The organism is Tolypothrix sp. VBCCA 56010 (genome assembly GCF_050875635.1).
Classification (GTDB): Bacteria; Cyanobacteriota; Cyanobacteriia; order Cyanobacteriales; family Nostocaceae; genus Hassallia.
The window spans coordinates 37,529-49,512 of record NZ_JBPAOH010000024.1; the positions used below are offsets into that span (position 1 = coordinate 37,529).

Consider the following 11,984-nt stretch of genomic DNA (forward strand, 5'->3'; position numbering starts at 1 on the left):
CTTTTGCAAGAGGTCTATGGAACAATAAAACAAAGGTATTCATGAAGGCAGGAGGCAGCTATGAGTCACGGGAACCCACGCGCAATGCCGTCTAAGCAAAGCTAGCGCGTCTCGAAATACATTTTCTTACAAGCGTGGACACCCTACCCACAACTAAAGTTTTAATTGATACTTTTTACCTTCAGCATAGCTGCCCTCGACCCTCTGCCTTTCTTTGTAACCATCAGCAAACAATAATTTACAAATTATGAGTGACCTACAAAAACGTTTAGAAAAACTTTCTCCGGCACAACGCGAACTTGTACTAAAAAAGCTGCAAGCAGAAAAACAAAACTCGAAAACAAAGGATAAATCAAAAGTCCCAACCATCGCCCCAGTTTCTAGAGAACAACCAATTCCGTTATCCTGGAATCAACAAAGACTGTGGTTTTTAGAGCAACTCGAAGGTAGCAGTTCCACTTACAATATACCCGCAGTCGTAGAGCTCGCTGGAAACCTCAGCCTCAAAGCCTTAGAGCAAGCGCTCCAAGAAATTGTGCGGCGTCATGAAGTCCTGCGTACCAGTTTCTCTCAATTAAATGGTATCCCAGTGCAGGCGATTCCTGCGGAAAGCTGCGCTAACGCCCCTCAACTGACTTTAACTATACCAGTTATAGACTTGCAAGGTTTGTCCGAGAAGGAACAGTCTGAGGAAGTCAAGCAGTTAATAACCAAGGAAGCACAAAAGCCTTTCGAGTTATCAAAAAGTCCCTTACTTCGGGTAACTATATTACGACAGTCGAAATCCCATGTGCTGCTGCTAACCATGCACCATATCATCTCTGATGGTTGGTCGATGGGGATATTTATCACCGAATTGTCAACTTTGTATCGCTCCTTCTTATTAGAAGTACCTTCCCCTTTACCAAAATTGCCCTTCCAGTATGCTGACTTTGCAGTATGGCAGCGGCAATGGTTGAGCAAAGAAGTTTTAGAAACCCAACTTAATTACTGGAAATATTCATTATTAGGCGCTCCCGCACTATTAGAATTACCTACAGACCGCTCTCGTCCACCAGTTCAAAGCTTTCGCGGTAGCAGCCAGAAATTTCAACTATCTTCAGAATTAACTAAAAAACTCCAAACTCTGGCTCAAGAGTCCGGTGCTACCCTATTTATGATTTTATTAAGTGCGTTGGCGACTTTACTTTATCGCTATACAGCTCAAGAAGATATCTGCATAGGTACCCCGATCGCCAACCGTCACCGCGAAGAAACTGAGTCACTAATTGGCTTTTTTGTCAATACCTTGGTATTGCGTACCAACTTAAAAGGTAATCCTAGTTTTTCAGAATTGCTCCAGCGAGTGCGACAGAAGGCTCTGGACGCCTACGAACACCAGGACGTGCCCTTCGAGCAAGTGGTAGAAGCTTTACAACCGGAACGTTCTCTCTCGTACAGTCCTCTATTCCAGGTCATGTTTGCATTGCAGAATGCACCTATGGGAGAATTAGAACTGCCCGGTCTTACTCTCAAGCCTTTGTCAACAGACAGCGTGACAGCCAAATTCGACTTGACAATATCGATATGGGAAACAGAAGCAGGGATTGAAGGAGCCTGGGAATATAACAGTGACTTGTTTGACAGAGAAACGATCGCTCGCACCATCGGGCATTTTCAGACATTGCTGGCAGGAATTGTTGCTAACCCCGATCGCCCTATAGGAGAATTACCTCTGCTGACAGATGCGGAAAGTCAGCAGTTATTATCCTGGAACAATACCAAAACTGGCTATCCTGCCGACAAATCTATAGTCGAGTTATTTGAAGAACAAGTCAAAAAGACCCCCGATGCCATAGCAGTAAGCTACGAACAAGAACAACTCACTTATGAGCAGTTAAACTCCCGTGCCAACCAACTAGGACATTATCTGCAAACTAAGGGTGTTAGTCCAGAAGTGCTAGTGGGACTCTGTGTCAATCGCTCCGTAGAGGCGATCGTCGCCATGTTAGGCATTCTCAAAGCAGGCGGCGCTTACGTTCCTCTCGAACCGGACTATCCTCAAGAACGCTTGGCTTATATGTTGGAAGATTCCCAAGTGCCAGTGTTGATTACTCAGTCTGCATTGGCAGCCAACTTGCCGGAACATCAAGCGCAAATAGTCTGCTTAGACACAGACTGGCAAGCGATCGGCACCCAAAGCAGCGACAACCTCAATGAAGAGATAAAACCCACGAACTTGGCTTACGTTGTTTACACCTCCGGCTCTACAGGCAAACCTAAAGGTGTAGCAGCAATCCACCAAGCCGTAATTCGTCTGGTGTTTGAGACTAACTATGTGCAGATATTCGATGATACCATAGCTCAAGCTTCCAATATATCATTCGATGCCGCAACCTTTGAAATTTGGGGAGCCTTGCTACACGGCGCCAAGTTAGTAGGCATTACTAAAGAAGTCATGCTTTCACCCGAAGAATTGGCACGACAGCTACGGGAGCAAAAAATTACTATTTTGTTTGTCACTACTGCCCTGTTCAATCAGTTGGTTAGTGTTGTGCCAGATATATTCAAGCATCTGCGGACTCTGTTGTTCGGAGGTGAAGCAGTAGACCCCTCTTGGGTAGCAGAGGTACTGAAAAAAGAACCGCCACAGCGACTGCTACATGTGTACGGACCAACTGAAAGTACGACTTTTTCCACCTGGTATTTAGTAGAGTCAGTACCAGAAGGAGCAACTAACCTACCCATCGGCAGTCCGATATCTAATACAATTATTTACGTTCTCGATCGCCATCTTCAACCTGTCCCCATAGGAGTCCCAGGAGAATTGTATATTGGCGGAGACGGTTTGGCTCGCGGTTACTTGAACCGTCCGGAATTAACAGCTGAAAAATTCATTGCTGACCCTTTTGGTAGTGATGCCCGTCTCTATAAAACAGGAGACTTGGTGCGTTACTTAAGCGATGGTAATATCGAATTTAAGGGACGGATCGACAATCAAGTAAAGATTCGCGGTTTCCGCATTGAACTGGGAGAAATAGAAGCGATCCTGAGCAAGCACCCGCAAGTGCGAGAAGCGGTAGTTATAGTCCGCGAAGACCAACCGGGCAACAAGCGTTTAACAGCTTATGTACTTTCTTACTTAGAACAACCAACCAGCAGTGCATTGCGCTCCTTCCTTAAGGAAAGGCTACCAGAATATATGGTGCCTGTAGCTTTTGTGATTATGGAAGCATTCCCTTTAACCCCCAATGGCAAAGTAGACCACCGCGCCCTTCCAGAACCAGACACAGAAGGCGATCGCGATGGTTATGTCGCCCCCAGAACTCCCACAGAAGAAATTTTGGTAACTATCTGGAGCGAGATTTTGAGGGTTAAAAAAGTCGGCGTTCACGACAACTTCTTTGCCTTGGGTGGAGATTCTATCATTAGTATTCAAATTATCGCCAAAGCTAATCAAGCCGGTTTGCATCTGGTACCAAAACAGTTATTTCAATATCAGACAATCGCCGAATTAGCAACAGTAGCTAGCACAACTACCTCTATCCAAGCGACACAAGATTTGGTAACGGGTTCCGCACCCAATACTCCAATTCAACATTGGTTTTGGGAGCAGAATTTACCCGCACCTCATCACTTCAATCAATCAGTTTTGTTGTCAGTGCCGACTGACTTGCAGCCAAAGCTTTTAGAACGAGCAGTAGAAAAAATATTAATCCATCACGATGCTTTACGCTTGCGATTTAGACGAGAAGAGGCGCAATGTCTGCAAGTGTACGCTACCCCAGATGAGCAAATACCTTTCCAAGTCGTGGATCTGTGTGATATTCCGATCGCGGAACAGCCAGGATATATAGAGGCGATCGCTAACCAAACACAAGCTAGTTTGAACTTGTCAACAGGACCGATAATGCGAGTGGTGCTGTTTGGGTTGGGAGGCGATCGCCCTAGTCGAATGCTAATTGTCATCCATCACTTAGTAGTTGATGGCGTGTCCTGGCGGATTCTGCTAGAAGACTTGTCAACAGCTTACCAAAAAAGCGAGCAAAATGATATCTTTCAACCAAAAACCACCTCCTTCAAAGATTGGGCTGTTCGACTGACTGAATATGCTCAATCCGAAACGCTTTTAAAAGAGTTAAACTACTGGCTTGCCCAGTCTCCATCAAAAATTTCCTCTATGCCGGTGGACTATCCCGAAGGCAAGAATGCCAACATATTTGCATCCAGTCGCACAGTATCAGTCTCCTTAACAGAAGAACAAACTCGTACCTTGCTACAAGAAGTCCCCAAGGCTTATAATACACAAATTAATGATGTGCTGCTGACTGCATTAGTACAAAGCTTTGCCAAATATACTGGCAGTAAATCATTATTAGTTGACTTAGAAGGTCACGGTAGGGAAGAATTATTTGACGATGTAGATTTATCACGGACTGTGGGTTGGTTTACAACTTGTTTTGGGATCCACTTGCAACTAGAATCCGTTGATAATCTCGCAGAAGCCCTGAAATCGATTAAAGAGCAGCTGCGGAGCATACCTTTTAAAGGGATTGGTTATGGCATCCTGCGCTATTTAAGCAACGATCCTGCCACCCATGAGAAACTAAAAGCTCAAACCCAACCTCAAATTAGTTTTAATTATTTAGGTCAATTTACTGATCCTGCGGGGTTACAATCAGAATCAATGGGATGGGAACCCGCCCAGGAATCGTCCGGCATCAATCACAGTCCCTTAGGTACTCGCGCTCATCTGCTAGATGTTAATGGATTAGTAGTTAAGAACAAGCTGCAAATCGATTTCATTTACAGTGAAAACGTTCATCAACGAACAACTATTGAACGTCTGGCGATCGCCTTCATTGAGGCTTTGAAATCACTTATAGACCACTGTACATCGCCGGAAATAAGAGGCTACACTCCTTCAGACTTCTCTGCGGCTAGACTAAATCAACAACAGTTAGACAGTTTTCTAGCCAAAATCAAAAAGAATAAATCTTAGGACAAAAAAATGATAGACAATACAACAACAGCTTATACTGCATCTTACCAGAGGTCGGAGGCTACACTCCGGCAAGACTTATCTGCGGCTCGCACCAGTAACTAGACTAAATCAACAACAGTTAGACAGTTTTGTTACCAAAATCAAAAAGAATAAATCTTAGGAGATAAAAATGACAGACAGTACAACAACACCATCCAAATCAGCTTTATCTGCACAACAATTGGAAGACTTTAAGAAAAAGTTTGAAGAAAGGATGCAGTTCTATATGGTACCAGGAGCTGCACTAGGCATTGTTCAAAATGGTCAAGTGCTCGTATCTCAAGGGTTTGGCGTGCGAAACTTGGCAACCAAGGATCCAGTTACTCCAAAAACTCTTTTTAGCTTGGGGTCAATGAGTAAGTCGATGACAGCTTTGATGATTGCTACTCAAATAGATGAGGGTTTATATGCTTGGGATACTCCAGTGTCTGAAATTACCTCACAGTTCAAATTTCCCACTCAAATCACCACCCAACTAAAAGTTAGAGATTTACTGGGGATGGCTACTGGCATAGAGGGTGCAGTTAATCCGTATGCGAACATAGACCTTGGGATATATGGTGCTAATGCAACGCTTTGGAATGACCAATCTGCAATATACACTATCAAAAATATCGCTTTTTTGCCATGCGATCCAAACAAGATTGGGAAACACAACTACAACAACGAGCTGTATGCAAGCGCTGGTTACCTGACACCATTAAAAAATAAAACGTCTTTATCCCAATTGCTGCCAGCTTATAAGCAATTGATGCGTCAGAAAGTATTTGATGCTATTGGCATGAAAAGTACCTGTATCACTGGTATTTTATCAAGTGCTAGTCGTGACTATGCTACGAGCTACGGTCTCGATATGAGTGATGGAATACCAAAAATTTTTGAAAAAGGTTCGATAAGTATTAATTTTATCGATGGTATAGGTCCAGCAGGTCAGGGTGTTTCAAATGTTGAAGATATGAACCGTTACCTGATAACTTTGTTGAACAACGGAGTTAACCCAGATGGTGAGCGGGTAGTTAAGGCTGAAACTCTACAGGAACTTTGGAATGTAGAAGGCAAAGAAAGTAAAACAAGTCTTAAGGATGTGGGTATTACAGGAACCACAAAATACGGAATGGGTTGGTGGATAGAAGAAATTAAGAGGAAATCTAATCCTGCCGAAAAAATTACGGTACGGCATCATGGAGGGTTTTTACCATGCTGGGCTTGTATGCAGATGCTAGTTCCAGAGCACAATATCGGTATGGCGATCCTCACCAATGGCTGTTTTGGTCGTGAGTTGACGATGGAAATGAATCAAGAGCTGCTTAAGTTGCTCTATGACTTTGATCTCGACAACTTCATGGACAATGAAGCCCTTTATAAGAAGTTTGTGAATGATTTGAAAACAACAATTCCACAGAAAGTGTCCTCATACGCGATCGCATCCGACTTTTTGGACGATGTGGAGCCGCTTCTCGGTAATTATCAAGGCGGGTGGACTTTAGCGCTAGACCAAGATAATCGCTTGGTGTTGTTCAAAGACGGCTGGATTTATGAGTTGTATCCCTCTAAACAAGATTCCTCATTCATCTATTACGTAGGAGCATCGAATAATCACAGGATCATGAAAGTAATGACACCAGATCCTTCAGACCCTAATTTTGATGTATTTGAAACAGCTAAAATTTGGTTTGTTGAAAATGATGAGCAAGAAACCATTGAAATGTTTGGACCTCAAGTCGGACACCTCAAAAAATTGCGTAATCTACTAGACTCCCTTGAGGCACATAGTAAAGTCCTCAGTGTATTAACAGATAAACCCGTTGAGACTTTTCGTAATCGTCCCGAACTGGCTCCCCGCAAGCCGAGAGTAAAAAAGGGTAAAAAACCTCCTAAAGTCAAAGATCGTAAGATCAAAATCTCGAAAAAAGCAATACGTTACTTACATGAGAACATGCAATTGGATTAAACCATAAATCATTAGACATAGGAGTGGAAAAGATGTAGAGACGTAGCACTGCTACGTCTAATCAAGGGTTTTGGGCAACGCATAGTTCATTTCTACTCCTATGTCTATTAGTGAATTTTGAGAAACCCGGTTTGTTTGAATCAACCGGGCAAGACTAAATTAACGACAGTTAGACAGTTTTCTTTCCCATTTCTAGCCCTAATCAAAACGAATAAATCATAGGAGAAAAAATTACAGACAATCAAACAACACCATCAAAATCAGCAGAGTCTACAAGCGATTCTGAAGCCACTTCCCCTCCCTCCAAGCCTTCTGAAGAGCGTCGAAAAATTCCTAAACTCAAAGACATTAACATTAAAATCTCGCCGGAAACAACACGTTACTTAAATGAGAACATGCAATTGGATTAAACCATAAATCATTCATGAACTTTGAGAAACCCGGTTTATTTGAATTAACCGGGTTTTTGGTAGTCAGTGACTTCACAACTGCTATACAAAACTTATAGAAATATTGCTATATTAATCCTGATTTATCGCGGACTGTGGGTTGGTTTACAACTTATTTTCCGCTCCACTTACAACTCGAATGCGTTGATCATCTTAAAGAAGCGCTCAAATCGATTAAAGAGCAGTTGCAGAGCATACCTTTTAAAGGGATTGGTTATGGCATCCTGCGCTATTTAAGTAATGATGCTGCCACCAGATCAAAACTGGAAGCTCAAACCAAGCTCCTATTAGTTTTTCTTATTTAAAGTTAATTAAGTGATTTTACGGGGTTAGAAGTGATTTTACGGGGTTACAATCAGAATCAATCGGATGGGGCCCACCCAGGAATCTTCCGGTATCAATCACAACACGTTAGAGGATGTTTTAAAAGGGTTGTTAGATGTCGTGTTGAACGCAGCGAAGCGGAGTGAAACATCTTAGGACTGGATTTCATAAATCCGTGACGAATTGAAGAACCTACTGATCGGGGTTTACGGCACTCAATAACGTTACGAACTTGTGAAATCTTGTACTTAGTATATGCGAAAAAAACCAGATTCTTAGTTACACTTGGCTCCACTTAGAACGACATTTTTTACCTTATTGGACTTTTGAAACATCCTCTTAAGTACTCATACTGATCTCCTATATGTTAATGGATTAGTAGTTAAGAAAAAGCTGCAAATGGATTATATTTACAGCTAAAACTTTCATGAACGAACAACTATTGAACGTTTGGCGATCGCCTTTATTGAAGCTTTGAAATCCCTCATTTACCACTGTACATCGCCTTCATGTAGGAGGTTATACTCCTTCAGACTTCTCGGCAGCAAGACTAAATCAATGACAGTTAGACAGTTTTCTGCCCAAAATCAAAAAGAACAAATCCTAGTATAAAAAAATGTCAGACAGTACAACAAAAGCCCCAAAATCATCCTTATCTGCACAACAATTGGAAGACTTTAAGAAAAAGTTTGAGAAAAGGATGCAGTTCTATATGGTGCCAGGGGCATCATTAGGCATTGTTCAAAATGGCAAAGTGCTGGTATCTCAGGGGTTTGGCGTGCGAGACTTGGCAACCAAGGAGCCAACGACTTCAAAAACTCTTTTTACGTTGGGGTCAATCACTAAGTCATTGACCGCTTTTATGGTTGCTACTCAAGTAGATAAGGGTTTATATACTTGGGATACTCCAGTGTCGGAAATTAGCTCACAGTACAAATTTCCCCCTGCCACCACCAAGCAAGTAAGAGTTAGAGATTTATTGGGAATGTGTACTGGCATAGAGGGTGCACTTAATCGGTATGCTAACATCAAATCTGAAATATTTGGTGCTAATTCAACGCTTTGGAATGACCAATCGGCAATATACACGATCAAAAATATCCCTTTTTTGCCATGTTATCCAGGCAGTGAGGGGGAACACATCTATAACAACGAGCTGTTTGCCAGCGCTGCTTACCTAACACCATTAAAAAATGGTACATCTACAGCCCAATTGCTGCAAGGTTATAAGCACTTGATGCGCCAGAAAGTATTTGATACTATTGGCATGGAAAGTACCTGTATCACTGGTATTTTATCAACTGCTAGTAGGGACTATGCTACTAGCTACGGACTCGATATGAGTGATGGACAAGCAAAAACTTTTGAAAAAGGTTCGATCAGTATTAACTTTATCGATGGTATAGCCCCAGCAGGTCAGAGTGTTTCCAACGTTGAAGATATGAACCGTTACCTGATAACGTTGTTGAACGACGGAGTAAGCCCAGATGGTAAGCGGGTGGTTAACGCTGAAATTCTACAGGAAGTTTGGAATGTAGAAGGCAAAGAAACTAAAACCAAGCGTAGTGATACAGGTATTACAGGAACCACAAGATACGGAATGGGTTGGTGGATAGAAGAAATTAAGAGGAAATCTAATCCTGCCGAAAAAATCACAGTTCGGCATCATGGAGGGTTTTTACCATCCTGGGCTTGTATGCAGATGCTAGTTCCAGAGCACAATATCGGCATGGTCATCCTCAGCAATGGCTGTTTTGGTCGTGAGTTGTCGATGGAAATGAATCAAGAATTGCTAAAGTTACTCTATGACTGCGATCTCGACAACTTCATTAACAATGAAGCCCTTTATCAGAAGTTTGTGGAGGATTTGAAAACAACAATTCCCACCAAAGTTTCCTCATACACGATCGCACCCGAAAATGTGGACGATGTAGAGTTGCTTCTCGGTAATTATGAAGGGGGGTGGACTTTAGCGCTAGACCCAGATCGTCACTTGGTATTGTTCAAAGACGGCTGGATTTATCAGTTGTGTCCCTCTAAACAAGATCCCTTACATATCTATTACATAGGAGCATCGAATAATCACAGGATCATGCAAGTAATGTCAGCAGATCCTTTAAAGCCTGATTTTGATGTGCTTCAAGCAGCTAAAATTTGGTTTGTTCAAGGTGCTGAGGAAGGAGTCATTCAAATGATTGGGCCTCAAGTCGGACAACTCAATAAATTGCGTAATCCACTGGAATCCCCTGAGGTACAGATTGGACTCATCAACCTAATGAGTGATAAATTAATTCAGAAATCCAATGCTTTTTTAAATTCCTTTGGGCTGCCTAACGTGGATAAATCGCTTCCGGACAAGGATCAGATTGTTGAGCAGATTAAGATTGACCAGCTTAAGAATTCGCTTGACTATATTGATCGGATGCGGCGGATTATGTCTGAGATGATTAGCAGGTTTGAGAAAGTACCTATCAGAGATCGCAAAGATATTTATAATACCAGTATTATTCTTAAGCGGATGCAGCAGGTGATCCCGGCGATGGAGAGTAGGTATAAGAAAGCGCCTACAAGCGAGCGTCAAGTGATTGATGATAGCAATATTCGTGTTCTTATGGATAAAACCTTGGATCTCCTTAAACAGCTAGACCTTGCCCATGAAAATCACCCAATCGCTTATTCTCCAGAGCCGACAAACGAGCCTGAAGCCGCTTTTCTTCCTAAAGCCCAAGACGTTAACATCGACATCTCGACGAAAACAACGCTTCACTTAATTAAGGTCATGCAATTGGATTAAACCATAAATTCCACATTCCGCACCCCCAGGTGTCACAATCGGTAATTTCGGATTTTTGAATACCTACAACGATAATTTTTATACAAAAGCCTGGAGATTTGAGATAGCGATCGCTAATCTCAAATCTCCAAACGACCAATTTTCGTTGTGTGACAGTTTAGGGTGCGGAAGGTAGGATAAATCATTCGTAAATTTTGAGAAACCCGGTTGATTCAAACAAACCGGGTTTCTAATAGTCTGTGACTTCACAGTTATTACAAGGATTGCTATATTAATCCCGAATCAAGAGAAGATTACCAAAAATGTTGAATGTTAAGAAAAACTTATATTGATTTGTCCGATTGATTCAACTGCTACCGGTTTACAATCAGTATCAATGGGATGGGGGCTGGTCTTGGAATTCTCCGGCATCAATCACAGTCTGTTAGGTACTCGCGCTCCAATGCTAGATGTTAATAGATTAGTAGTTAAGAACAAGCTGCAAATAAATTATATTTACAGTGAAAACGTTCATCAACGAACAACTATTGAACGTAGGCGCGATCGCCTCGATTGAGACTTTGAAATCGCTCATAGACCACTGCACATCGCCTGAATGTACGAGGCTACACTCCGGCAAGACTTCTCTGCGGCAAGACTAAATCAACGACAGTTAGACAGTTTTCTTTTCCAAATCATTTCTTTTCCAAATCAAAAAGAACAAATCCTAGGAGAAAAAAATGACAGACAATCAAGCAACACCATCAAATTCAGCAGAGTCTACAAGCGATTCCCAAGAGACTTCTGTAGAGTCTACAAGCGATTCCCAAGAGACTTCTGTAGAGTCTACAAGCAATTCCCAAGCCGCTTCCCCTGCCTCCAACCCTTCTGAAGAGCCTCGAAAACCTCCTAAACTCAAAGATCTTAACATCCAAGTCTCGCCGGAAACAACACGTTACTTAATTGATAACATGCAATTGGATTAAACCATAAATCATTCGTGAACTTTGAGAAACCCGGTTGATTCAAACAAACCGGGTTTCTGGTAGTCGGTGACTTCACAGTTCCTACAAGGATTGCTATATTAATCCCGATTTATCGCGGACTGTGGGTTGGTTTACAACTTGTTTTCCGCTCCACTTGCAACTGGAATCCGTTGATAATCTCAAAGAAGCGCTCAAATCGATTAAAGAGGAGTTTATCCTAAGCCTCTAGAATAATAGACAACCCTGTACAATAAGGTAAAACTATGTACAGGGCTTTGTTTTGTGTATAAACCGCATGAAGAAAGCAAAGAAATTAAATATTACTGTTAAAACACTCGACTCGCTGGGATAATTGTGGCAAACTTCACAGCGTACGTACGCCATCAAATTATAGATACTACACATAAGTCAAAAATGTCATGCCCAAAACGATAGCGTAGTGAAGCGTCTCAAAAATTAACGAGATACTGGGATTCTT

General features: G+C 42.1%; 6 protein-coding genes. 5 read left to right on the forward strand and 1 reads right to left on the reverse strand.

What is annotated here, in order from left to right:
- Window positions 1-247 precede the first annotated feature (247 nt).
- From AABK37_RS11055 to AABK37_RS11075, 5 genes are all read left to right on the forward strand, one after another.
- Complete coding sequence (locus AABK37_RS11055) at window positions 248-4,981, forward strand: amino acid adenylation domain-containing protein (RefSeq protein WP_432551620.1); 4,734 nt, start codon at window positions 248-250, stop codon at window positions 4,979-4,981.
- A 172-nt stretch (window positions 4,982-5,153) separates the two neighbouring features.
- Window positions 5,154-6,974: a serine hydrolase domain-containing protein gene (locus tag AABK37_RS11060; RefSeq protein WP_432551621.1), complete on the forward strand. Its 1,821-nt coding sequence runs from the start codon at window positions 5,154-5,156 to the stop codon at window positions 6,972-6,974.
- A gap of 544 nt (window positions 6,975-7,518) precedes the next feature.
- Window positions 7,519-7,728 (forward strand): hypothetical protein, encoded by a 210-nt coding sequence (locus AABK37_RS11065; protein ID WP_432551622.1) that lies wholly within the window; start codon window positions 7,519-7,521, stop codon window positions 7,726-7,728.
- Between the two features lie 635 nt (window positions 7,729-8,363).
- Entirely contained in the window at window positions 8,364-10,541 is a 2,178-nt protein-coding gene (locus tag AABK37_RS11070) for a serine hydrolase domain-containing protein (protein WP_432551623.1), read from the forward strand.
- A 328-nt stretch (window positions 10,542-10,869) separates the two neighbouring features.
- A complete protein-coding gene (locus AABK37_RS11075; RefSeq protein ID WP_432551624.1) occupies window positions 10,870-11,097 on the forward strand; it encodes a hypothetical protein in 228 nt (75 codons plus the stop codon).
- A gap of 174 nt (window positions 11,098-11,271) precedes the next feature.
- Here the strand turns inward: AABK37_RS11075 and AABK37_RS11080 are convergent, their stop codons facing one another.
- On the reverse strand, window positions 11,272-11,451 hold the full coding sequence (locus AABK37_RS11080; protein WP_432551625.1) for a hypothetical protein: 180 nt from the start codon (window positions 11,449-11,451) through the stop codon (window positions 11,272-11,274).
- Window positions 11,452-11,984: the final 533 nt, after the last annotated feature.